Here is a 22,512-nt window from a genome sequence, read left to right as displayed (position 1 = left end):
ATCAGACGATAGCGTTAAGCAACCTGCCGACTTATTTTCTTGCCGGTATATCGCCTTAAACCAATCAAACCGGCGGCTGCAAAAATCTGTAAACCACCGTAGAGCAGTAAGGTTAACAACACCATATCCCCAATTGGATCGGTTTTCCCAAGCACTGCCGGAAACAATAAAGCCTTGAGCATAAATCCGAGGTTAATGTTGCGCACCACGACTTCCATATCCACCGCGATAGCGTCACCATGTGATAATTTCAGTAGACCCCAGGAAATCAACCAGCTGACCAATGCCATGCTTAAAATAAACACCACAATTAAACCAACATTAGTGAAGCCAAAAGCTTCTAAATCTAATCGACCAGAGGCCGAAGCGCCAACCACAATCATTAATAAACCGAACAGTGAAATACGCACAGACCATTTGGATAAGGCTTTTGCTGAGTTAGGTAGCACGCGTAAATACAACATACCGAGTGCTAATGGCAGTAGTAGCGTTAAAGCTATCTCCTTCATTATTTGCGCTCTGGGCATAATAAAATCAGCAGGCATATCATGGCTGATCAAAAATTCTAGAATGAGCGGGGTGGTGATCAAACAGGCTAGGGTCGTGACCGCCGTGATAGCAATTGAAAGTGCAATATTGCCTCGGGCAAAGTGAGTGAAGATATTCGAAGTCGAGCCGCCGGGCACTGCCGCTATCAGAGCAATACCAATCGCGATACCGCCTGCGATACCAAAACCCCAGATAAAAACAAAGGCCAACAAAGGAACCACAAATAATTGAATAGTGGTACCGCTAGACACTGCTTTTGGTTCTATTAACAACTCTTTAAAGTCTTTCGGCGTTAAGGTGGCACCCATGCCGACCATTGCAGTAACTAATTGAAACACCGAAAACCAATATTCATTTGCGACGTAAAATTCACCCATGCCACACCCTTTTATTATTTAATCGTCCATGGCGAATATCGTAAAGAACTGAAGTGCGCTTGGGAAGCATTACCAATATTTTCTGTCGCAGAGCTGTTTTTTATGCAAAAACTACATTTGGTGTGACTTAAAATATTATCGACATTTTCCGGCTTTCAAGTTTCTAGTTCGGTTCTTGTAACGTAGATGTATTCGTCTGTTTCTGTTAATCAATACGAAAAAAAAGAATCGGGTGGCAATGGTGGAATTTTGTTGTAATAAAGAATCAATTAAATGCCGCCTTATATTACGGCATTTAATTGCGATGAGTAACAACTGTGTGGTTTGGCTTTGGTAAAGCGCGAATTTAATGGGCTAAATCGCTTTCAATTTTAGCCTGTAGCGCCAGAATACGATCTTTAGCGCTGGTACTGCCGGCTTCGAAGTCAAAACTCTCAGGGTGCAGTGCACACACCGTACCGACGACTTTCCCTTCTTGACGAAGCGGAACACCGTAGTAAGTACCTAGGCCAAATTTCACTAGATCTTCATTGCCTTGCCATTCTTTATCTACTGATGTATCAGCAACAAACAAAGGCGTTCCGGTATTAACGACTCGCTCACAGTAGAGGTTATGGCAGCCTTCTTGAGCGCTCTTGGAGCCTTGGTCGTCTTGAGAATAAATTGACTGAGCGCTATTGGCAACAATAACCTTCATGGTATCTGGTAGTGATTCCATGATTAAAATTGAGTGAAGGCCAGTTGTTATTGCCAAGCCATCAACCTCTGCTTGCCAGTATTGACGGTGTTTTATTAATGGAGGCATAAATTAAATTCTCATATTCATAAATTACTTGTTCTGTCAGAGTGACACAAAGCAGCTTTGGTTCAACTTGCTGTTTGTTGCAAAGATAAACAGATAAAAATGCCCGACAACCTGTATTGATTTCGATCAATAAATGGAATCTGTAATCTGTTTTTGTTTTCCTAAACAATTGGTTGTGTGGCTTTTGGTTGTAGCGAAAGGAGAGTGGGGTAGAAATGTTGTTAAATGGTTTTCGTGATAAAGAGTATTTTATAAATAGAAGTAAGGATTCACTGATGAAGAATCCTTACTGCCAATTACTGTGGTAAAAATTGGGTAGATATAAATCAACACAGTATTTTAAGTATGGAAAGGCTAGTCAGTTGGCTTTTTCTTTATATAAAGTGTTTTTGTAGCCAGCGCGACCAGATTATTTTCCTGATCTCGAACTTCCACTTTAAATTCAGGTAAATACTTTTCGCCGTTTTCGGTTTTTTGTTTAATGTCTTCAAGGTCTGCAGCAGAAATTTTAATGATTGCAGTGACTTTACCTTTGCCAGGCTTAATAAAATCGATATGAGCTGATTTGTCCCAAACAAAGTACTTTTTCCCCAACAGCTGCATTAACAATAGCATGACGTGGGGATCAACCATCGAGTAAAGACTACCGCCAAAATGCGTTCCAACGGCGTTTCGGTTATACCAGCGTAGGCTCATTGAGACCTGAAGTTCCGACCAGTCATTCGAGATATGCTCAATTTTTATACCTGCGCCAATATAGGGCGGGTAAAAATTGAGCAAGCGCTTGAGGGTTTTAGGGGAGAGTTTCATCTACTGCTCGTTATTTTTATTTATGGTACAGATTTTTCTATTACACCGGTTGTGTGTAATAAAGGCAAATATTTCAAATCGAGAATCGTAAATTACCTTGAAGGTTAAGCATTATGATTTAACTCTGGTTCGAGGCGGAGTTTGTTAAGGTGGCAAATCGTCTCAATCAGACTTACGCCTTTATGTGCTTTTTCTTGTCCGGCTATCCAAAAGAGGGGAATGGCAAGCCAGTAGCTGGTTATTTTGCTGAAGTGAAAGTTATTGTCGCAGGTCTCTTCAATTTTAATTCGATGGAACCGGTTGAGCTGCAGTTGTAATGTTTGACTGTGGGCTGTGCTAGTGACCGTGAGACCTTCAGGCCTTAACCGATAGTTTTTGATCGGCTCAATGCCATCAATCCGCAGCAAGTTGGTATCTTGGTCTTGGTAGCCAAACCAAAGGTGGTACTTGCCGATTTAAAAATAGCGTTCTTGCCGCATATTGAATCCTCTTGCGGTAGCTGTATTTATACTCAAGCCACTTCAATATGCAGGGTTTGGTCGGGATTAGAAACGTCTTTAGTCACAAGTTCATAGCGAACCTAAGTACCTGAATTCCTGATAGTGAGGTATTGATTGCAGCTGTTACTTGCCTTTGCCCGGCTTTTTTGTGACGCTTTCGCCAGAGATTTTTTCCAGGAGAGACCAAGGTGGGTCAGCCGGTACATTTTCAAGGGTTAACCAGAGTGCTATTGCCTGCTGCATGTTTTGTAGTGGTAGTCGCCGGAATGAAGGCGGCGGCACCGGTATTGGTGACTTTTTTACTCTCAGTTTTTATTGCCGTGATGAGCGCACCTTGTTTGTTTTGGATGCAACGTAGAGGGGTGCCTTCTGCCATTGCTGTGACTGGCTTGTTGGCCGGGGTCGTGGTGGTCGGTGGTGGTCTGGTTGCTGTAGTCGCGGGTAATTTGACTGTTTTTTATAAGAAATTACCCTTCTATCAGCAGCGAATTCAGGATGAAGCATCGGGCATTATTGACCTGTTGGAAAAGTACGGTATCGATCCTCCCGGGTTGGATCAGGTAAAAGATCAAATTGATCCTTCAGGCATTATGGATTTGGTCGCTCAAGTCTTGACTGGTCTTGGTGGTGTATTTACCAATGCTTTTCTGATTCTGCTAACAGTGATTTTTATTTTGTTTGAAGCTTCTAGCTTGCCTAAAAAAATTCACTTTGCTTTAGAGAATGCCCATACCACGTTGGATGGTTTTGATCGTTTTACTACCGGTGTTAATCGCTATTTGGCGATTAAGGGAATTGTCAGTTTAATGACAGGGGTGTTTATTACCGGCTGGTTGATGTTTATTGGTGTTGATCACGCCATATTGTGGGGCTTGCTGGCAGCATTATTGAATTTCGTTCCTAATATCGGCTCGATCATTGCGGCGGTGCCTGCAGTGTTATTGGCATTTATTCAACTGGGTGGCAGTGAAGCGCTATTTGCTGCTTTCGGTTATGTGCTGGTTAACCTTGTAATGGGTAATGTGGTAGAACCACGCTGGATGGGCCGAGGCCTTGGCTTATCGACATTAATTGTGTTTCTGTCTTTGGTTTTCTGGGGTTGGGTATTAGGTCCGGTGGGCATGTTGTTATCGGTACCACTTACCATGATTGTTAAAATTGCCTTGGAAAGTAACCCGCAAACGCTGTGGATGGCGATTATGCTTGGCGGTGACCCGGATGAAGAGCTGCAAGTTGAGGGTAAAGAGCTATCGATGGTGTTAGCCCAGCACAATGGATCGACCAACGAAGACGCTTCGTTTGAAGACAAGCCTTTATCTAATCAATCTCCGGATGAAAATAACCCTTCAGATTAACGCTGACGGATTGGCGAAAAAAAAACATGAATGAAGACAAGGCAGATACTCGGCAAAAATTACTCTTGGCAGCATTGAATTTATTTGCCGAGCAAGGGATTGATGGTGTTTCAATGCGCACCATTAATTCAATGGCTGGGGCAAAGAATGCCTCGGCGGTGCATTATCATTTCGGCAGTCGAGTGGGAATTCTTGAAGCGATCTTGCAATATTTTCTGGAGCGATTGCGGCCATTGAAGGATGATGCCCTGCAGTGGTACTTATCACAGCCAGAACCTCAATTGCGCGATTTGCTGCGAACTACTCTATCGCCTTTGTTGACCATTTATTATCAGGATCCTCAAGGTAAAGACTTAATTCGTTTGTTGGCGCGGATTCACTTAGATGGTCAGCCTGAAGCCAGGCGATTAGTGAATCAATATATGGGTGAGATGCTACAGCAGCTAGATGCAATGTTAACTGACTTGCTGCCAGATATTCCTAAAGATGTATTACGCCGCAGAATATTAGTGAGCTTATTGACAGTAATCCACTGCTTGTCTGAAATGGAGTGGCTATCAGAAACTCCTTTGGGAGACTTGCAAAACGTATCGCCTGTAGGCATGTTTTCAGGCTTTCTTGATTTCCTGGCTGGCGGAATAACCGCACCAGTCAGCCGGACTGAGGATGATTTTAAATGCACGTTGTAATTTCGCCAGCGAAAACGCTCGATTATAAAAATCCACTCAGTGATGCCCTTGAGCAAGCACCTGCTCAAACCGATCCAAGGTTTCTGCAGCAAAGTGAACAATTGGTGACGTTGCTCCGAAAGAAAACACCGACTGATTTATCTGGTTTAATGAAGTTGAGCGCCAAGTTATCTGAGCTGAACTTTGAGCGATATATTAACTGGCGTTTGCCACTTGAGGCCGATAAGACTCGCCCGTGTATTTTTGCTTTTCGTGGTGATGTTTATACCGGGCTTGATGTCGATTCCATGAGCGGCGAAGACTTAGCGCAAGCCCAGAAAAAACTGCGTATTTTGTCTGGGCTTTACGGGGTATTAAAACCGCTAGATCGGATGTTGCCTTACCGGTTAGAAATGGGCACCAAATTAGTGAGTAACCGCGGCAAAGATTTATATGCCTTTTGGGGCAGCCATTTGGTTGACTCAATCAATAGTGAAGTTGGCGATGGGGTGCTGGTTAACTTGGCATCTAATGAATATTTCAAATCAATTGCACGGCCAAACCTGCAGGCTAGGGTGGTCACGCCGATATTTAAAGACCAGAAAAATGGTATTTATAAAATCATTAGCTTTCATGCCAAAAAAGCCCGTGGTTTGATGACCTCGTGGATTTTACGTAATCAAATTGAAACCGTGTCTCAGCTAGAACAGTTTGTCGAAGCTGGCTACTACTTTTGTCCGGAACAATCTGCTGGCGATACCTTGGTATTCCTGCGAGATGAACAAACCGGCTAAATAACGTTACTGTAAGAAACTTTTCACTCAGCCGACATCAGATATGTCGGTTTTTCTTATGGGCTGGCTGGGATATGCTTGTTTCAGCTCGGAACAGTTACGACTTGCTTACTTCGCAGATGTAAAAAATGCGGGCGCAAGTTTAGGGAAATAATAACAAACCTCTCATGTCGCCTGCGGCTGAGTGATATAACAAGGAGCATCCATGAAATTAAAAGCAGCACTGGCCGGATTGATCATCATGTCTTCGGCAAATGTCGCGCTGGCCGAATCTCAAGGTTGGGAATTGGTCGAGGAAAAGAGTGGCGTTAAGGTCTTTACCAAAGTTGTAGAGGGCTCATCACTCAAGGCGTTTAAAGGTGTGACCACCGTTAATTCTTCCCTGTCGTCTCTGGTAGCTTTGTTGGCAGACACTACCGCTTGTGAAGATTGGATGCATAACTGTGGTGGTATGAAACTGGTTGAACAGGTTTCACCGACTGAGCGTTATAGCTATACCATCAACGATGCACCTTTCCCGGTGACCGATCGTGATGTGGTGGTTCATTCTGTGACTTCTCAGGATCCACAGAACTTGACGGTAACTATCTCTATGGACGGCGGCAAAATGATCGAAAGAATGCCGTTGGATGATGATTATGTCCGTATGAATTCATTGAAAGGTTACTGGCAGTACAAGCCAATGGGCTCTGGTGCTGTTGAGGTAACTTATGAAGCGCATGCTGATCCAGGTGGCAGCTTGCCCAGCTGGCTAGCTAACTCAGTGGTCGTTAAAACGCCATTAAACACTCTGAAAAACATGCCAAAGATTTTAAAGAAAGATAAATATCAAACAGCTCAAATAAACTATATTACTGAGCCAGGAGCACTTGCTGCAAAGCCTGTAGCACCTGCTGTTGAGATTGTAGCACCTGTTGAGATTGTAGCGCCTGTTACTGAGACTACTGCTCAATAATTAATGTTGTTTTATAAAAAGCCCTGCTGTTTTTAGCGGGGTTTTTTATTGACTGGAAATAAAAAATGCAGCGATTTAATTAATAATGGCTGTGCAAATAAATAATTTTTCTGCATCTTTTCGTAGGTCATTCCTGGGCCTCGGCGAAGCGTGATATTTCGTTGGTAAGTGGCGCTCATGACGAATTAAAAGTAAGTTGAGCAAGCCTTAAAGCGCACCCAACAATTATTTGAAGTAAGGTGTCGTCTTCTGCGAATGCTTGCGCAACGATTAATATCTATCCAGCTTATTAATAACTGCTCGCGGTAGTTTTTTTTGAGTCCATAAAAAAGTGTATTTTATGCATGTGAAATTTTATTAAATGCTACGAACTTTAGTTATAAAAAAACCTCGCTAGCTATTTTGCTAACGAGGTTTTTTATATTTCAAACTTTAGGCAGGCAGAAAATTATTCTGCGCCAAGCACTTTAAATTCTTTTTCCCAACGCTTGCCTTCTTTCTTGGATGGCCCGCCTAACACATTTAATGCGTGGCGTAAGCGAGCACGGCTCATATCTGGGCCGAGAATCGCCATTGAATCCATCACAGACCAAGAATTTGGCGTGCCAGCAATCGCGACAAAAATTGGGAACATAAAGTCGCCCATTTTGTGTCCCATTTGCTTAGATAACGTTTTCACATCATTAAAGATGCTGTCTTTGCACCAATCGCGCTGTGCTTCTAACTTCCACACAATAAATTGCAGCAGTTTGCGAACGTCATCTTTTTCAAGTTTTTTGTGTTCAAAATCAGCTTCGCTAACCTCCAGCATGCCCGAAAGCATGAAGCTGGAGATAGGCGCAACATCAGATAAACGATCCACCCGGCCTTGTGCCATTTCAGCAAATTGCATCAGGTAATCGCTATTGAGTGCCCAGTTTTTCAGTCGCTCAGCAAACTGTTCGGTGCTCAGGTCTTCACGAATCCAGGTGCCGTTTAACCAGCTGAGTTTTTCCTGATCGAAAATTGGTCCGCCCAGAGATACTCGAGAGATATCAAAGTGCTCAACCATTTCATCCAGAGTGAACTTTTCACGCTCGTCTGGCATTGACCAGCCCATACGGCCAAGGTAGTTAACCAGCGCTTCTGGTAAAAAGCCCATCCGCTCGTAATAACTAATGCTGGTTGGATTTTTACGCTTAGAAAGCTTGCTTTTATCTGGGTTGCGCAGCAATGGCAAATGGCACAGCTCCGGCATATCCCAACCAAAATACTTATATAAAAGCTGGTGCTTTGGAGCAGAGCTAATCCACTCTTCGCCACGAATAACATGGGTGATCTTCATCAGATGATCATCAACCACGTTAGCCAAGTGGTAAGTTGGCATGCCGTCACCCTTCATCAGGATCTGCATATCAACCTGTTGCCAGTCGATATCAATCTCGCCACGCAGCATGTCACTGAAGGTACAAGTGCCTTCGCGTGGTACTTTCATACGAACCACATGCGGTTCACCCGCTTCAAGCTTGGCTGCAACTTCTTCCTTAGAAAGACCCATGCAGTGACCGTCATAACCCTGAGCCAGTTTGTTCTCTTGCTGGTGACTACGAATTTCATCCAATCGCTCGTTGGAGCAAAAGCAATGAAATGCATGGTCATCATCGAGCAACTGCTTGATATGCGTGTCGTAAATATCGCGGCGTTCGCTTTGGCGATAAGGGCCGTATTCGCCGCCTTTATCTGGGCCTTCGCTCCAATCCAGGCCTAACCAACGCAATGAATCCATGATCATTTTTTCAGATTCAGGGGTGCTGCGTGCCTGGTCGGTATCTTCAACACGCAGGATGAATTCACCCTTGTGTTGACGGGCAAAGCAAAGATTGAACAGCGCAATGAAAGCTGTTCCTACATGGGGGTCGCCGGTTGGAGAAGGGGCGACTCGAGTACGCACACACATCAGCGTGAGACTCCGAGAAATATAAAGCGGCGATTATACGAGACAGGGGCTAGACAATGAATGGGTTGAAGCAAAATAAGGTGCTTTTTTCTAACCATACAGCAAAATATGATGTGGCCATTTGTGAGCTTCTCGTCATTCTCGCTAGGGAATGGCGAGAACCTAGTGACAGGGAGGTTTCACGGCAAGTTATGTGCGTCCGGAATAATTTACTGTCCCTAGTGAATGGATCTCAGTGGCCAATCGAATCAATTGGTTATGGTTTGAATAAAAATATTCCGAATAGGAGTATTTTTTTAACAAAAGGTTGAGCTGGCAGAGAAGTAAGGCCAGTGCGCTGCTTGAAAACGGTCGTTGGTTTGTTAGGCCGCGTTGCTAGTAAGCGCTGCGCTATCTGCATACTGAAGCTGACGAGCTGAAAGCCGGTTTACAATCTTCGGTATTTTTGTGTGCACGCGGTTGCAGTGGCATCTTCCGAGCCAAGTCATTCCGGACAGAAAGTGCATGAGTGCACGCATTAGAGTGGCGCAGGATGCCAAAGCCGAAAGCCAGGGGTGGTAGATGTTTAAGCGAGTTGCTAATTTCAAAGAATTACCTTTGCGTATCTTCTCTTCGAACATAGCTGGCATTTTGATGACATAAACGTCAATTGACATACCTGACTGCGCGCTATAGTGTCGATTTCCAACGGAAAAGGTGCTGAAAATCCGCTAGGGTAGTGGGTTGGTGAGCTTTAAACTCATATTCACTTTTGTGATAGATATAACCCTATACGGGCCTGTGTTCTGTTGGGTTTAAGTTAGGTGTACTCGATGATTCAGATTAATAAAAATAGAATCGAGATAAATGGAGGCACTGTTGAGTTGCCATACTCAATATTGGAAGCCAAGGAAATCAAGCAGGGCATTTTAATTATTTTTGACTACATGGAATTTGACAAAAATTCTGTGGCACGAAATTTCCACTGTGTGAACCAAGATGGCTCTGTTTTATGGATGGCAGAAAACCCTACAACTCAGAGTACAGATGCTTATACTAATTTTAAACGGTAATCAGGTTGTTGTTAATAATTTTGCAGGCTTTACATGCGCAATTGATCTAGCTGATGGTAAGTTGTTAAAAGGTGAGTTTACAAAGTAGTGCCTAACAAGTTCACGAATAATAAATGCCAAGCATAAATTTATTGAAAGAATGAAACCTCTACCGAATGAAACCTCTACCGAATGAAACCTCTACCATCCAAAGATATGACCGCACCAAGCCAAAACGTACCTTATGAGTAGACTGGTCTGATAATTAACCAGTCTACTCAATGCGAAAATGATTTGCTCCTATGCTGCGCGCTTGCGGCGTGGTGCATGAAAACGATGGGTTTTCTTGGTGAAGAAGGCCCGCTCGAACCAAGATATTTTATTTTCATAATGGTCTGAAGTCATAGGCTCAACGCCTTGCTTGGTAATTCGGTAGGGAACGCTGACGTCGATAGCATCTGAGTGAGCCGCTTGTTCTTGTTTGCGTTTGTCCATAAAAACATGATCGTCATATTGAGCTGTTTTGGCGTTATAAAAGCCGCCATAGCCAACTACCATTCCGTCATGAAAGCCTTTTTTGTAAAGTGCTTGTGCTACGCGTTCAGCATAAGGAGAACGAGTGCCAATTTTAATAATATCGGCATGGGAATAACCAAGAGAAAAGCGAGGAATATGAACGCCAGAAGAGCAAGTGTATAAATAAATACAAAACTTGCGTCCGAGCAGTGAACATAAGCCTTCATTCATCATCCGATTAACCAGTGCTTTTGCACCATAATTTTCTTCTGCGCTACCTAATCGTTTGCCCATTCTTCCATGGCCGACAATATATAATTCCACCAGATCACTATCAGGTTTGAAGTATAAGGCATCGGTTTCTCCGTGGGTTTCGGAAATAATAGGTATTAATTGACTGCCTGGAGGGAGTGTTGATGGGTCGCCTTGAAGAGATTTTCTTAAGTTACTGGCGCCGACATCAGAAGTCAGATCATCTACTGGAATATAAATTCTTTGTTCGACATTTGGCATTGGCTATCTTATCTTGAGTGCAAATGCATGGCGCATTCGAAAAAATCAAGATAGATATTTAAAATACCAAAAGCACTAGGTCAAAAAAAATAAGGCCGACGGTATTTATTGACCTCTGTAGCGTTATATGAGAGCGATAGTCACAAAATCTCGGCATTTAAATGTGTATCATTGTTATCTTTTAAAATTTCATTTTATGAGATTAATGAAAAACTCTCGAATGGTTCGCATTCGAGAGTTCTAGTTAATTTAAAATGATGTTAAAGATCTTTTTGTTTTTTAGAGTTAATTTTTGTGCAAGTATTCGTAGAAGAAGGAAGTTACTCAGACCAATACCAGCTCACCACGTTATAGCGATATAAACCTGCATATTCAGCATTCAATCTTTCTACCCAATGCTCAGAACCTTTTGAAAATCGATCAAAAAGTACGCAGCAATTATATAAGGGAGCAACGCTTATTTGCTTGTCATCTTGCCCTAAAAAAGTCAATTCTCCCCCTGCATTATTTTGCCACGATTTATTTAAATACAACAACATGCAGACTTCTCTTCCCGGTGAGTCGTCGGCATGTTGCGCAACAAAATCGGCGGCGCCTAATCGAAAATAATTGGTATTGATTTCAGGATCGGAGACGTTTATATCGGTTAGTTGCACATTGAAAATACGCGATAGTAGCGACATAAACTGGTTGCCACGCAAAAATGACAACAGATCTTGCGCTGCACTCGATTCATTTTCTTGCCGTTGCCAAACATCTCGCTGGACGAAGCGCTGCTCGCTGCTGGCTTTTTGCCACTCGGCATTGTCGACGTATAAGGCAGCATAAGTGTGCTGTTGAGTTTTCCAGTTATCTGGCTGCTGTAAAACCTGTATTACGTCATCGAGCCTGTCTGCATTAAACAAGTTATCAATCACGACATGGTTGGGGCAAGCGCTTAATAAAGACGCTCGATATGCATCTATTGCAGAATCGCTTGTTTGCTGATCATTCAACCACATTAAGAGTACCTGTTGGTTTTTTGTGTTTTTGACAGTGTTAAGATAAATGGTACGGGTTTTAAAGGTTTTAAAGGTTTTTATGTTTTTTTGAGAGGTGGTAATCCTGAATCCTAGGATTACCACCAAAAGAAATTAATTGATTACTCAATTTCTATTATTTCTACCGCAGGTTCATTTAATTCAATACCCGCCTGACGTTGCATTTCTTTATATTCTGCTTCAAAGAAGAATTCTTTTTCGCCAAATGCCGGGGTGAGTTGATCGAGCCATGAGGCTTTTTCATCATACTTGGCAAAGAATGGTCGTTGTAGCTAGTCATCATTTCTGGCTTGAATAAAGCGCAGTACGAAAACTTTCTCGCCTTGAATTTCTGATACACCAGAAATTTCAACTTTGCCCGGGCCGCCACTCATCGATGGGCCGCGGGCAGTTCTGGCTAACCCGGAAACCGAACCCATGGCTTTTTGGTAAATTTCCCAAGCGCGCGCCAGTGGCAATTCGAAATAACGGCTGGCACCGGTATCACGGGCGACAAACATGTAATAAGGAATGATGCCGAGTTGAATTTGCTTGTTCCACATTTTTGACCAAGTGGCTGCATCATCATTTATATGGGAAAGCAGTGGGCTTTGGGCGCGAATCTGAGCGCCGGTGGCGCGAATGCGGCGAATGGCTTCTTTGGTGGTCGGCGATTCCAGCTCTCGCCAATGGTTAAAGTGCGCCATTACCGCGACATGTTTACCGGCTTTAACCAATCGTTCCATGGCGGCGAGAATGCGATCGCTGTCGTCATCGGTCACAAAGCGCTGTGGCCAGAAGGTGAGGGTTTTGGTACCGAAGCGAACTGTCTGGATATGAGAAAGCTCTTCTCTATATAAGCCTTCCAGATAACGCTCCAGATGATCGGCGTTCATTACCAATGAGTTACCGCCGGTAATTAACAGGTCTGTCACTTCTTTATGGCTTTCCAGATAACCGAATAACGCCTCGGAATCGGTGGAAGAAAACTTTAACTCTTTGTCGCCGACAAACTGTGCCCAGCGAAAGCAAAAGGTGCAGTAGGCGTGGCAAACCTGGCCCTGGCTTGGGAAGAACAACACGGTTTGGGTGTATTTGTGCTGGCTGCCCGGCAGGCTATGGCCGTTGTAGCTCGGCACATTCATTTGCATTTGCCCGGCAGGATGCGGATTCAAGCTGGCACGAACTTCCATGGCGACTTGATGAATTTCTTGTTCGCTGGCGTTTTGCTTAATTAAATTGGCAATGCGATCAAATGATGCGTCGTCCAGCATGCCTTTTTGAGGAAAGGTCAGGCGGAACATTGGATCGTTTTCTGCATCTTCCCAATCAATCAAGTTATCAATTACGTGGGGGTTGGTACGAAAAGGGAATACCCGTGAGACCACATCAATATTAAATTTTAGCGCGGCAGGTAATAGGTTGAGCGCTTCAATTTTATGTAAGTGCTTATTGGTGAAGGCTTGGTACTCGATTTTTTCAAATGATGAGCACGGGGATAGCGTAACTGCTTTATTCACTAACAACTCCCGGGGGAAAACATGAAAAACTCTGCCAGGAAACTGGCATAAGAAGAAACAATCATACAGAAAGGATTTTTCCAGTTTTTGACCCGAGCAGGGCAAAGGACAACAGTCATGAGATGATGATTGAATGCTTGACAATAAAGGGCTCGATCCATAGTATGCGCCCCACTTGTTGCGGCTCAGCCGAAGCAAGTACTAGGTCCCCATCGTCTAGAGGCCTAGGACACCGCCCTTTCACGGCGGTAACAGGGGTTCGACTCCCCTTGGGGATACCAAATTTAAAGGCATTGATTTCAATCGCTTGGCGTGAAATTGGTGTAGCAAAGCAAGTTCAAGGTCCCCATCGTCTAGAGGCCTAGGACACCGCCCTTTCACGGCGGTAACAGGGGTTCGACTCCCCTTGGGGATACCAATTCAGTGGCATTGACTGAACATTCGATGCAACGCAGTAAAAAGTTCAAGGTCCCCATCGTCTAGAGGCCTAGGACACCGCCCTTTCACGGCGGTAACAGGGGTTCGACTCCCCTTGGGGATACCAATTTAGTTGAATCGATTAATAATTCGATTCGATGTAAGAAGTTTAAGTAAAAAGTTCAAGGTCCCCATCGTCTAGAGGCCTAGGACACCGCCCTTTCACGGCGGTAACAGGGGTTCGACTCCCCTTGGGGATACCAATTCAGTGGCATTGACTGAACATTCGATGCAACGCAGTAAAAAGTTCAAGGTCCCCATCGTCTAGAGGCCTAGGACACCGCCCTTTCACGGCGGTAACAGGGGTTCGACTCCCCTTGGGGATACCAATTAAGAAAGCCAACTCATTGAGTTGGCTTTTTTTTGCTCAAAATAAAGTGGTTCGAGCCTTGTTGTGTGTTCGGCTATGGCTTGTTTATCTGCCACTTGGCTGGTGGTTGACTATCAACGTCTACTGTTTTCTTTGTCGTCAGTTTCGTTTAGTTCCCTTCGATACTCTCTTTTGTGGTTTTCTTTTGCAGCTACTGTCTTTGGTATGTGTTGCCGCGGCTGGTTTGTAAGCGACTTGTAGCCCATGCTGATGTTTGCGATTGAGGGTTTGCTCGGTTGTCTGGCTGATTCTTAGTTGGTGATTAAATCTTTGTTTGAAAGTGAGTGCTTGGAGGTGTCTGGGTGGTTGCAGGGAAGCAAGCGTTGATTGAGATGGGCCGTGGTTTGTTTTTTGGGTTGTCGAGTGCGTTGTCATTGGGTGTGCTTCGATTGATCGTGTTGTTATTAATTTCAGTGTCTGGATTGTTAGCAGGTTGCAGTGGCTCAGATCGACCAAGTCGTGAGTATTTGCAGCGACTTGAGCGAGTCACTGATATGCAGCCACTGGACTTTCCTAGGTCAGATTTTTTTGCTGTGCCCAATAAACCAGATGCATTAATTAAAGAGGTGCGAGTCTCATTTAACTTGCTGGAATCTATCGAGTTGGATCGTTGCGGTATTTTGTCTTTGCTGGCAGAAGCGAATGGGCCTTTGGGCAAAATACAAAATGGCCCGCCTCGATTGCAGCGAGAGCTGAAGTTGTTTCAGCTGACTAAGCAATGCATCGATTCTGGTCGGGCGGGTGATTTGATCAAGCAAGTTGATCGGTTGCGGCGGGGGCGTTGGTCGGTTCGTTTTTGGAATATTTTGCTAGAGAGCCCTGAGGTTGGCCGACTCTATGCAGCTTCAGGTTTGCAGGGTGATGTGGTGATTTCTTTATCGCGCCCTTTGCAGATTTTGCTACAGGCGCAGCGGTCGCCTGAGCGGGTGAATATCGACAATGTCTATCCCGCATTTCAAGCGTTGTCTAATTTCGCTGGCGGTAAGTTTTGGAGAGAGCTGAAATTATTAACGGCAGAACTGCAGTTGGCTGAAGAGCGAGTGGAAGCGTTTTCTGCAATGGGGAGCTGTAACAACCCGTTTCGCCGCAAGCAAGTAAAGCGCATGCAAGGTTTGCTTTATCGTTATTTTATTCCGGAAATTCAAACGCGAATGGTGTTGTTGGCTCGGCAGGCTGAATTGCTTGAGGGTTTTTGGTTGGAGATGTTAAAAAATAAGCGACTGCTAGTGGGCTTGGAGTTTCAAAATTACCTAAATCGTCTGGTCGGGCAGGGCGGTTTGGTGAGTCAGTTTCGCAAGGTCAGTGTGTCTCACGCACAAGCCTGGAATGATTTGTTAAAAAAATGTGATATGTCGCCCGGAGTAAATAGGTTGAATGGCTAATCTGTGGTCTGGCCAACCACCCCGGTCTACCGGGCTGCTAAGATTGTGCTTGGGTTTAGTAGGAATTTTATTGATGAAAAAATTAGTTAAAATCGATGCCGATGCGCATTCAATGTTGAAAAAATTAAGCTTTAGAACTGATCGCCAAATGGGGGAGATAGTTTCGGAATTGGTGCGAGGTGCGTACAACGAAATGGTCGAAGAGTTTAAAACGGGTAAGGATGAACGCACATTTCCTCGCCAAGAGGGAGAATCTGGCTTCTAGGCTTTCTGTGTCGGCCTTCAGACGTTATAGTGGGGTTAGCCAGCAGTGACTCATAAAAATTAGTTATGAGTGGACAATAACAGGTGTGCCTAATTTATGTCTGAAAATGAAATACACAATGTGAATGTGATCTCGCAGGATGTTCTGATTACTCCCCGAGAGCTTAAGGCTCGCCTACCTGTCTCCGATTCTGCCGAAAAGACCATCCTCTCAGGCCGCAAGGTTGTTGAGGATATTCTTGACGGTAAAGATCATCGGCTGATAGTCGTAGTGGGGCCATGCTCGATCCATGATGTTAAAGCTGCGAAGGCCTATGCAGAAAAGCTGGCTGAGCTTTCTAAAAAAGTAGGCGACACGTTGTATTTAGTGATGCGTGTCTATTTTGAAAAACCACGAACTACCGTTGGTTGGAAGGGCTTAATTAATGATCCGCGAATGGACGACTCTTTCCATATTGAAGAAGGCTTAGAAGTCGCTCGTGAATTGTTGCTATGGATTAATGAGCTCGGATTGCCAGCGGCAACCGAAGCGCTCGATCCTATCTCTCCACAATATTTATCTGATCTGATTTCATGGTCAGCGATTGGTGCCAGAACCACCGAGTCGCAGACTCACCGTGAAATGTCTTCGGGCCTTTCTATGCCAGTTGGTTTTAAAAATGGCACCGATGGCGGGCTAGAGGTTGCGATTAATGCAATGCAATCGGTTTCCCAGCCACATAGTTTCCTCGGTATTAACCGTCAAGGGCAGTGTGTGGTGATTCGTACTCGCGGTAATAAGTACGGGCATGTGGTGTTGCGCGGTGGCAAGCAACCGAATTACGATTCGGTCAACATCGCTTTATGCGAGAAGCGATTGGAAGCAGTAGGCGAACGATCAAATATCATCGTCGATTGTAGTCACGCGAACTCCAACAAAGATCCTTCTCTGCAGCCGCTGGTTGCCGATAATATTGCTAACCAAGTGTTGGAAGGCAATCAGTCGATCGTAGGTATGATGTTGGAAAGTAATATCGAGGCAGGAAACCAAAAGATCCCAGCTAATTTGGAAGACCTGAAGTATGGTGTTTCAGTGACAGATGGCTGTATTGATTGGCAAACTACTGAGAAAACGCTGATCGATATGGCTGATAAGTTAAGAGAAACGCTGCCAAAGCGGCTTTCCTCTAAGTAAGATCGTTGACAGGCGGGGCGCGTTTCCATAGAATGCGCTCCGTCGATTGGGGCCATAGCTCAGCTGGGAGAGCGCAACACTGGCAGTGTTGAGGTCTGCGGTTCGATCCCGCATGGCTCCACCAATTTCCTTTTTAGTACGACGAAAAAGGGGCTATAGCTCAGCTGGGAGAGCGCAACACTGGCAGTGTTGAGGTCAACGGTTCGATCCCGTTTAGCTCCACCAAATTTTTAGCTCAAGGCAAGGACGCCATGGCTACATCTAATTCAGAAAAACCTTCCGAAAAATCTCCTGATAGTAATGCCTCTAATGGTAGGCTTTCAGAAAAACCTATTATTTTTTTAATTCATGGTGTTATGACTGGAAATTCAATCTGGTCTGATAATTTTTTGCCGTGGCTTGAAGAAAAAGGCTATCGAGTTTGCGCGCCTTCTTTGCCATGTCATGGCGAGAAATTTGACCCTTTTATGCTGCAAACTCAAACAATTGAATCCTATCTCGATTTTTTAGTCTCGGAAATTGAAAAATTACCTGAGCCTCCTGTGGTGATGGGTTTTTCGATGGGCGGGGCATTGTTGGCGCGGTTGGTTGAAAAGATCGAAATTAAATCGGTGGTTTTTGTTTGTTCATTGCCTTTGCAGGGTGGTGGTGCATTGTGCATGCAAAAAATTTCTGAAGGTAAGTTGTTTTCTTGGAGTCCAGGCGTCTTGGGTGTTTTGGCGAATGAACGGCTTAAGGAAGTGCTGCATGCTGAATCTGCGATAGTTCTTTCACAGTTGTCTTTGCCTTATTCGCCGGGTATTGAGCTGCAAAAAAAATCAGTGCTTGTAGTGGCTTCAGCTGCGGATGATTTTGTTCCAGAAATTTTGCAACGGCAAATGGCAGAGCAAATTTCAGCAGATTATTTATTGTTAGAAAATGCCGGGCATTGTTTTATGTTGGAGCAAAACTGGCAGCAACATTTAATAAAAATAGAAAAATGGATTTCTGCTTGACTCTTGGTTCTCAATCAGTAAAATTCTGCTCCGTCTTGAGATGTCCCCATCGTCTAGAGGCCTAGGACACCGCCCTTTCACGGCGGTAACAGGGGTTCGACTCCCCTTGGGGATACCAATTGAAAAGGCATTGATTCAAACAGGTTTTGATTTGAGTCGATGTAGCATGTAGTGAAAAGTTCAAGGTCCCCATCGTCTAGAGGCCTAGGACACCGCCCTTTCACGGCGGTAACAGGGGTTCGACTCCCCTTGGGGATACCAATAAAAAAGCCAGCTCATTGAGCTGGCTTTTTTTATGCTTGCGATTTGGGTCGGGTTTGAACGATCGAGAATTACTGCAGGTGCAAGCATTGAAAAGCCCGCCGAAGCGGGCTTTCTTTTAGCGCTCGGAAACAGGTTTCCATTCACGCTTGTCTTCGCCGGTATATAGCTGGCGAGGACGGCCGATGCGATAACTTGGATCGCTGATCATTTCGTTCCAGTGTGCAATCCAGCCTACTGTTCTTGCCAAGGCAAAGATTACGGTAAACATATTGGTTGGAATGCCAATGGCTTTCAAAATGATGCCGGAGTAGAAGTCGACATTCGGATAGAGGCTTCGTTCAATGAAGTACTCATCTTCCAGAGCGATCTGTTCCAGGCGCTTGGCGATCTTCAGTAGAGGATCGTTATCCAGGCCTAATTCACCTAAAACTTCGTCGCAGGTTTGTTTCATAACTTTGGCGCGAGGGTCGAAGTTCTTGTAAACCCGGTGGCCGAAGCCCATCAGGCGGAATGGATCGTTCTTGTCTTTGGCGCGAGCAACGAATTCATCGATTCGGCTCTCATCACCAATTTCTTCCAGCATAGTCAGTACTGCTTCGTTTGCACCACCGTGGGCTGGTCCCCACAGAGCGGCAATACCGGCAGCGATACAAGCAAATGGGTTGGCTCCAGAAGAACCAGCCAAACGAACTGTAGACGTAGATGCATTCTGCTCGTGATCGGCGTGCAGAGTGAAAATACGATCCATCGCTCTTTCAAGTACTGGGTTAACCTGGTAATCCGAGCAAGGCGTGCTGAACATCATGCGCAGGAAGTTCCCGGCATAGCTCTGGTCATTGCGTGGATAAACAAAAGGTTGCCCTTTGGTGTACTTGTAACACATTGCTGCAATTGTCGGGATTTTTGCAATCAATCTGAATGCGCAAACTTCCCGGTGATGCGGGTCTGTGATGTCTAAAGAGTCATGGTAAAACGCTGATAAGGCGGCAACAACACCGGCCATAATCGCCATTGGGTGGGCATCACGTCTGAAGCCTTTATAGAACGCAGCCAACTGTTCATGAACCATGGTGTGGTTCTGAACGGTGCTGGTGAAGTGCTCTTTTTGCTTCTGGTCTGGCAGCTCTCCATATAACAACAGATAGCAAACTTCCAGGTAATCAGACTGGGTTGCTAGCTGATCGATGGGGTAGCCGCGATGTAGCAATACGCCTTTTCCGCCATCGATAAATGTAATCTTGGATTCGCAAGATGCAGTCGATAAGAAGCCAGGGTCAAAGGTAAATACGCCATGACCACCAAGCTTGCTGATATCTACAACATCTTGACCAAGGGTTCCGGAGTGAATCGGTAATGCAACAGGAGATTCACCGTTCGGTAACTGTAATTGAGCCGTTTTTTCTGCCATTTATGGCCCTCCTCTGGTGTCGAAAATCTCACCCGACCAGGGATGTTTGGGGGGTTAACTATAAGAGTGGAGCGCGCTTTGTCAATTGCAGCATTGACGCAAGGCAAATTTTTTTTGGTCTTCGATGTAATAACTACCCCTTAGGTCATAGCTTTTATATCCAAATATGCACTTTGTTTTGATCTGTCGCTGGGATACTATTTGGCCGTGCTATGGGGTGTCTCGATACGCAGTCTATATTCTTATTGGTTGTATTTACCCATTGGTATCTTGCTGACGGTGTTCGCGCTGACGTGACGCCACTCCGTGTGGGAGAGTCGGAGCTCTTATGAAAGATAAAAGACCTAGAAATATTTCGCCTGGCGATATTATGGCGATGCAGCTGCCAATTACTGCAAAAGCCTCGATTCTGCACCGGATATCCGGTGTGTTGTTATTCCTGTTAATGCCAGTATTGCTTTGGCTTTTGGATTTTTCGCTCAGTTCTGAGCAGAATTTCCTTCAGTTGAAAAGTGTACTTGATGGCTCAGTTGGAAAGCTGGCGACGCTGTTTGCAATGGCGTTCTTGATTTATCACTTCTGTGCGGGTATCCGCCACTTGTTGATGGATCTTGGCTATGGCGAGGAAAAAGAAAGCGGCAAGCAGGGTGCTGTGGCGATGATGGTTGTCACTGCAATTCTGGTTGCGTTAACGGGAGTGTGGTTATGGCTGTAGATTACATTACAAGCCTTAGCAAAAATGGCTTGACCGATTGGTTGTATCAAAGAGCAACCGCGATAGTTCTGGCACTTTACACAATCTTCTTTGCCGGTTTTTTAATCGGTTCTCCTGAAATCACTTATGCGACTTGGAGCCATTTGTTTGCGGCTACTTGGTTCAAGGTATTTACCTTGGCAACAGTAATTTCTGTTGCAGTGCATAGCTGGGTAGGTATGTGGGGAATTTTAACGGACTACGTTAAGCCGAATGGTTTGCGCTTATTGCTGCAAATGTTGGTGATTTTTGTATGTCTGATTATTACTCTCTGGTGTTTACTGATTTTGTGGGGAGCCTAAATGAATATTCCGCAGGAACAGTTTGATGCAGTAATTGTTGGTGGTGGCGGTGCAGGTATGCGCGCATCACTTCAATTAGCCGCATCTGGATTTAAAGTTGCTTTGATTTCTAAAGTATTCCCAACGCGTTCTCATACGGTATCTGCGCAGGGTGGTATTACTTGTGCCATTGCTAGTTCAGATCCAAACGATAAGTGGGAATGGCACATGTACGATACGGTTAAGGGTTCCGATTATATCGGAGACCAAGACTCTATCGAATATATGTGTAAAGAAGGACCTAAAGCAGTTTTTGAACTGGAACATATGGGGCTGCCGTTTAGCCGAACAGAGCGAGGTACTATTTACCAACGCCCTTTCGGTGGTCAGTCTAAAGAATTTGGTGGCGAGCAGGCTGCACGTACATGTGCTGCTGCCGACCGTACTGGTCATGCTCTGTTGCACACCTTGTTCCAGCAAAATACGAAAGCCAATACCAACTTCTTCAACGAATGGTATGCAGTTGATCTGGTGACCAATGATGATGGCGACGTTTGCGGCGTTATCGGCATGTCAATGGAAACCGGTGAGTTGCGCTATCTGAAGTCTCGTGCAACGGTTTTTGCAACCGGTGGCGCGGGTCGCATTTATGCTTCAACCACAAATGCGCATATTAATACTGGTGACGGTGTTGGTATGGCTGCACGTGCTGGTGTGCCACTGCAAGACATGGAAATGTGGCAGTTCCACCCGACGGGAATTCACGGTGCCGGTGTTCTGGTAACTGAGGGTTGTCGTGGTGAGGGTGGTTACCTGTTGAACAAGAATGGCGAGCGCTTTATGGAGCGTTATGCGCCAAATGCTAAAGATCTGGCTGGCCGTGATGTGGTCGCTCGTTCGATGATGCAGGAAATTCTTGACGGTAATGGTTGTGGTCCGAACAAAGATCATGTCTACCTCAAGCTGGATCATTTGGGCGAAGAAACCCTCAATCTACGCTTACCCGGTGTTTTAGAATTATCTCGTACATTTGGCCATGCAGATCCAGTTAAAGAGCCGATTCCAGTAGTACCTACTTGTCATTACCAAATGGGCGGAATTCCGACCAATGTTCATGGTCAGGCGTTGCGCCGCGATGAACAAGGTAAAGAGCAGATAGTCAATGGATTGTATGCGGTAGGTGAGATTGCTTGCGTATCGGTACACGGTGCTAACCGCCTTGGTGGTAATTCATTGCTGGATCTGGTGGTGTTTGGTCGTGCGGCAGGTCTGCATATCGAACAATCACTGAAAGATGGTCTGGAATATGCCGATCATACTGATGCTGATATTGAAAAAGCGATGGCGCGTTATAACCGCCTTGAAACTTCTTCAGAAGGCGAGTCAGTTGATGATTTGCGTGAAGAGCTTCAGCAAACCATGCAGGCACATTTCGGTGTTTTCCGTGATGGTCCTTACATGGCTGAAGGTTTAGAGAAACTCAAAGATTTGCGTAAGCGAGTTGCCAAGACTGCTTTGAAAGATAAGAGCAAGTCTTTCAATACGGCTCGTATTGAAGCACTAGAGCTGGATAACCTGATGGAAACTGCATTCGCTACGGCGGTTGCAGCAAACTTCAGAACAGAAAGTCGTGGTGCTCACAGTCGTAATGATTATCTTGAGCGTGATGATGAGAATTGGTTGTGCCATTCTTTTTATGACACCAAGACTGAGGAAGTGACCAAGCGTGACGTTAACTTCTCACCAAAAACCAGGGAAGCATTCCCACCCAAGCCTCGGGTTTATTAAGGGAGTA

General features: G+C 44.9%; 21 protein-coding genes and 9 tRNA genes. 22 read left to right on the top strand and 8 right to left on the bottom strand.

The genetic code is table 11. The features are described from left to right. Positions 1 to 14: 14 nt before the first annotated feature. The 3 genes from DC094_RS09860 to DC094_RS09850 form a co-directional block, all read right to left on the bottom strand. A complete protein-coding gene (locus DC094_RS09860) occupies positions 15 to 926 on the bottom strand; it encodes a bile acid:sodium symporter family protein (protein WP_116686943.1) in 912 nt (303 codons plus the stop codon). 346 nt (positions 927 to 1,272) lie between these two features. Continuing rightward, positions 1,273 to 1,731: a GAF domain-containing protein gene (locus DC094_RS09855; protein WP_116686942.1), complete on the bottom strand. Its 459-nt coding sequence runs from the start codon at positions 1,729 to 1,731 to the stop codon at positions 1,273 to 1,275. Between the two features lie 354 nt (positions 1,732 to 2,085). Then, complete coding sequence (locus DC094_RS09850) at positions 2,086 to 2,541, bottom strand: DUF4442 domain-containing protein (protein WP_116686941.1); 456 nt, start codon at positions 2,539 to 2,541, stop codon at positions 2,086 to 2,088. 149 nt (positions 2,542 to 2,690) lie between these two features. On the opposite strand from DC094_RS09850, the gene DC094_RS22100 reads away from it, so the two are divergent. The 5 genes from DC094_RS22100 to DC094_RS09830 all read left to right on the top strand — a co-directional run bounded on the left by DC094_RS22100 (position 2,691) and on the right by DC094_RS09830 (position 6,813). Next, positions 2,691 to 2,858: a hypothetical protein gene (locus tag DC094_RS22100; protein ID WP_158527281.1), complete on the top strand. Its 168-nt coding sequence runs from the start codon at positions 2,691 to 2,693 to the stop codon at positions 2,856 to 2,858. Between the two features lie 371 nt (positions 2,859 to 3,229). Further along, positions 3,230 to 4,396 carry an AI-2E family transporter gene (locus DC094_RS09845; RefSeq protein WP_241504016.1) on the top strand — a complete coding sequence of 389 codons (1,167 nt, stop codon included), beginning with the start codon at positions 3,230 to 3,232 and terminating at the stop codon, positions 4,394 to 4,396. A 26-nt stretch (positions 4,397 to 4,422) separates the two neighbouring features. After that, positions 4,423 to 5,085, top strand: coding sequence for a TetR/AcrR family transcriptional regulator (locus DC094_RS09840; RefSeq protein WP_116686940.1), 663 nt, complete (start codon positions 4,423 to 4,425; stop codon positions 5,083 to 5,085). Further along, complete coding sequence (gene yaaA / locus DC094_RS09835; protein WP_116686939.1) at positions 5,073 to 5,858, top strand: peroxide stress protein YaaA; 786 nt, start codon at positions 5,073 to 5,075, stop codon at positions 5,856 to 5,858. The genes DC094_RS09840 and yaaA overlap by 13 nt, the downstream gene beginning before the upstream one ends. A 205-nt stretch (positions 5,859 to 6,063) precedes the next feature. After that, on the top strand, positions 6,064 to 6,813 hold the full coding sequence (locus DC094_RS09830; RefSeq protein WP_116686938.1) for an START domain-containing protein: 750 nt from the start codon (positions 6,064 to 6,066) through the stop codon (positions 6,811 to 6,813). Positions 6,814 to 7,261: 448 nt separating this feature from the next. Here DC094_RS09830 and gltX read toward each other — a convergent pair whose 3' ends face one another. After that, positions 7,262 to 8,749: a glutamate--tRNA ligase gene (gltX, locus tag DC094_RS09825; RefSeq protein WP_116686937.1), complete on the bottom strand. Its 1,488-nt coding sequence runs from the start codon at positions 8,747 to 8,749 to the stop codon at positions 7,262 to 7,264. 812 nt (positions 8,750 to 9,561) lie between these two features. Here gltX and DC094_RS09815 point away from each other — a divergent pair. Beyond that, entirely contained in the window at positions 9,562 to 9,801 is a 240-nt protein-coding gene (locus DC094_RS09815) for a DUF7957 family protein (protein WP_116686935.1), read from the top strand. 279 nt (positions 9,802 to 10,080) lie between these two features. On the opposite strand, the gene DC094_RS09810 is transcribed toward DC094_RS09815, so the two are convergent. From DC094_RS09810 to DC094_RS09800, 3 genes are all read right to left on the bottom strand, one after another. Continuing rightward, positions 10,081 to 10,809: a hypothetical protein gene (locus DC094_RS09810; protein ID WP_116686934.1), complete on the bottom strand. Its 729-nt coding sequence runs from the start codon at positions 10,807 to 10,809 to the stop codon at positions 10,081 to 10,083. 320 nt (positions 10,810 to 11,129) lie between these two features. Further along, complete coding sequence (locus DC094_RS09805) at positions 11,130 to 11,810, bottom strand: 2OG-Fe(II) oxygenase (RefSeq protein ID WP_116686933.1); 681 nt, start codon at positions 11,808 to 11,810, stop codon at positions 11,130 to 11,132. A 311-nt stretch (positions 11,811 to 12,121) separates the two neighbouring features. After that, positions 12,122 to 13,348, bottom strand: coding sequence for a KamA family radical SAM protein (locus DC094_RS09800; RefSeq protein ID WP_241504015.1), 1,227 nt, complete (start codon positions 13,346 to 13,348; stop codon positions 12,122 to 12,124). Between the two features lie 205 nt (positions 13,349 to 13,553). Here DC094_RS09800 and DC094_RS09795 point away from each other — a divergent pair. From DC094_RS09795 to DC094_RS09735, 13 genes are all read left to right on the top strand, one after another. After that, positions 13,554 to 13,629, top strand: a tRNA-Glu gene (locus tag DC094_RS09795). A gap of 61 nt (positions 13,630 to 13,690) precedes the next feature. Beyond that, a tRNA-Glu gene (locus tag DC094_RS09790) sits at positions 13,691 to 13,766 on the top strand. Positions 13,767 to 13,816: 50 nt separating this feature from the next. Then, positions 13,817 to 13,892 (top strand) — tRNA-Glu (locus DC094_RS09785). A gap of 60 nt (positions 13,893 to 13,952) precedes the next feature. Then, positions 13,953 to 14,028: transfer RNA gene (locus DC094_RS09780), tRNA-Glu, on the top strand. A 50-nt stretch (positions 14,029 to 14,078) separates the two neighbouring features. Further along, positions 14,079 to 14,154 (top strand) — tRNA-Glu (locus DC094_RS09775). A 343-nt stretch (positions 14,155 to 14,497) separates the two neighbouring features. Then, on the top strand, positions 14,498 to 15,577 hold the full coding sequence (locus DC094_RS09770) for a DUF3080 family protein (RefSeq protein ID WP_116686932.1): 1,080 nt from the start codon (positions 14,498 to 14,500) through the stop codon (positions 15,575 to 15,577). A 73-nt stretch (positions 15,578 to 15,650) separates the two neighbouring features. Beyond that, entirely contained in the window at positions 15,651 to 15,842 is a 192-nt protein-coding gene (locus DC094_RS09765) for a hypothetical protein (protein WP_133245516.1), read from the top strand. 96 nt (positions 15,843 to 15,938) lie between these two features. Next, positions 15,939 to 17,015: a 3-deoxy-7-phosphoheptulonate synthase gene (locus DC094_RS09760; RefSeq protein ID WP_116686930.1), complete on the top strand. Its 1,077-nt coding sequence runs from the start codon at positions 15,939 to 15,941 to the stop codon at positions 17,013 to 17,015. 48 nt (positions 17,016 to 17,063) lie between these two features. After that, a tRNA-Ala gene (locus tag DC094_RS09755) sits at positions 17,064 to 17,139 on the top strand. 25 nt (positions 17,140 to 17,164) lie between these two features. Next, positions 17,165 to 17,240 (top strand) — tRNA-Ala (locus DC094_RS09750). Positions 17,241 to 17,266: 26 nt separating this feature from the next. Next, positions 17,267 to 18,010: an alpha/beta hydrolase gene (locus tag DC094_RS09745; RefSeq protein ID WP_116686929.1), complete on the top strand. Its 744-nt coding sequence runs from the start codon at positions 17,267 to 17,269 to the stop codon at positions 18,008 to 18,010. Between the two features lie 42 nt (positions 18,011 to 18,052). Further along, positions 18,053 to 18,128, top strand: a tRNA-Glu gene (locus DC094_RS09740). A 67-nt stretch (positions 18,129 to 18,195) separates the two neighbouring features. Next, a tRNA-Glu gene (locus DC094_RS09735) sits at positions 18,196 to 18,271 on the top strand. 118 nt (positions 18,272 to 18,389) lie between these two features. On the opposite strand, the gene gltA is transcribed toward DC094_RS09735, so the two are convergent. After that, positions 18,390 to 19,682, bottom strand: coding sequence for a citrate synthase (gene gltA / locus DC094_RS09730; RefSeq protein WP_116686928.1), 1,293 nt, complete (start codon positions 19,680 to 19,682; stop codon positions 18,390 to 18,392). Positions 19,683 to 20,010: 328 nt separating this feature from the next. Here gltA and sdhC point away from each other — a divergent pair, with 328 nt between their 5' ends. The 3 genes from sdhC to sdhA are packed head-to-tail and all read left to right on the top strand — an operon-like array spanning position 20,011 to position 22,505. Beyond that, complete coding sequence (sdhC, locus tag DC094_RS09725; protein WP_116686927.1) at positions 20,011 to 20,397, top strand: succinate dehydrogenase, cytochrome b556 subunit; 387 nt, start codon at positions 20,011 to 20,013, stop codon at positions 20,395 to 20,397. After that, on the top strand, positions 20,388 to 20,738 hold the full coding sequence (gene sdhD / locus DC094_RS09720; protein WP_116686926.1) for a succinate dehydrogenase, hydrophobic membrane anchor protein: 351 nt from the start codon (positions 20,388 to 20,390) through the stop codon (positions 20,736 to 20,738). The genes sdhC and sdhD overlap by 10 nt, the downstream gene beginning before the upstream one ends. Beyond that, the gene (gene sdhA / locus DC094_RS09715) at positions 20,739 to 22,505 is read left to right on the top strand and encodes a succinate dehydrogenase flavoprotein subunit (RefSeq protein WP_116686925.1); all 1,767 of its coding nucleotides are present in this window, start codon (positions 20,739 to 20,741) and stop codon (positions 22,503 to 22,505) included. Positions 22,506 to 22,512 lie beyond the last annotated feature (7 nt).

Source organism: Pelagibaculum spongiae (assembly GCF_003097315.1).
GTDB classification, from domain to species: domain Bacteria; phylum Pseudomonadota; class Gammaproteobacteria; order Enterobacterales; family Pelagibaculaceae; genus Pelagibaculum; species Pelagibaculum spongiae.
This window is presented reverse-complemented; position numbering and strand designations above follow the sequence as displayed.

What these genes read in the sequence shown, in the direction of transcription:
- DC094_RS09855 (WP_116686942.1), bottom strand. Translation starts at nt 1,731, where the DNA reads ATGCCTCCATTAATAAAACACCGTCAATACTGGCAAGCAGAGGTTGAT.
- gltA (WP_116686928.1), bottom strand. Translation starts at nt 19,682, where the DNA reads ATGGCAGAAAAAACGGCTCAATTACAGTTACCGAACGGTGAATCTCCT.
- DC094_RS09810 (WP_116686934.1), bottom strand. Translation starts at nt 10,809, where the DNA reads ATGCCAAATGTCGAACAAAGAATTTATATTCCAGTAGATGATCTGACT.
- sdhC (WP_116686927.1), top strand. Translation starts at nt 20,011, where the DNA reads ATGAAAGATAAAAGACCTAGAAATATTTCGCCTGGCGATATTATGGCG.
- gltX (WP_116686937.1), bottom strand. Translation starts at nt 8,749, where the DNA reads ATGTGTGTGCGTACTCGAGTCGCCCCTTCTCCAACCGGCGACCCCCAT.
- DC094_RS09815 (WP_116686935.1), top strand. Translation starts at nt 9,562, where the DNA reads ATGATTCAGATTAATAAAAATAGAATCGAGATAAATGGAGGCACTGTT.
- DC094_RS09765 (WP_133245516.1), top strand. Translation starts at nt 15,651, where the DNA reads ATGAAAAAATTAGTTAAAATCGATGCCGATGCGCATTCAATGTTGAAA.
- DC094_RS09745 (WP_116686929.1), top strand. Translation starts at nt 17,267, where the DNA reads ATGGCTACATCTAATTCAGAAAAACCTTCCGAAAAATCTCCTGATAGT.
- DC094_RS09850 (WP_116686941.1), bottom strand. Translation starts at nt 2,541, where the DNA reads ATGAAACTCTCCCCTAAAACCCTCAAGCGCTTGCTCAATTTTTACCCG.
- DC094_RS09805 (WP_116686933.1), bottom strand. Translation starts at nt 11,810, where the DNA reads ATGTGGTTGAATGATCAGCAAACAAGCGATTCTGCAATAGATGCATAT.
- DC094_RS09830 (WP_116686938.1), top strand. Translation starts at nt 6,064, where the DNA reads ATGAAATTAAAAGCAGCACTGGCCGGATTGATCATCATGTCTTCGGCA.
- DC094_RS09860 (WP_116686943.1), bottom strand. Translation starts at nt 926, where the DNA reads ATGGGTGAATTTTACGTCGCAAATGAATATTGGTTTTCGGTGTTTCAA.
- yaaA (WP_116686939.1), top strand. Translation starts at nt 5,073, where the DNA reads ATGCACGTTGTAATTTCGCCAGCGAAAACGCTCGATTATAAAAATCCA.
- sdhD (WP_116686926.1), top strand. Translation starts at nt 20,388, where the DNA reads ATGGCTGTAGATTACATTACAAGCCTTAGCAAAAATGGCTTGACCGAT.
- DC094_RS09840 (WP_116686940.1), top strand. Translation starts at nt 4,423, where the DNA reads ATGAATGAAGACAAGGCAGATACTCGGCAAAAATTACTCTTGGCAGCA.
- sdhA (WP_116686925.1), top strand. Translation starts at nt 20,739, where the DNA reads ATGAATATTCCGCAGGAACAGTTTGATGCAGTAATTGTTGGTGGTGGC.
- DC094_RS09760 (WP_116686930.1), top strand. Translation starts at nt 15,939, where the DNA reads ATGTCTGAAAATGAAATACACAATGTGAATGTGATCTCGCAGGATGTT.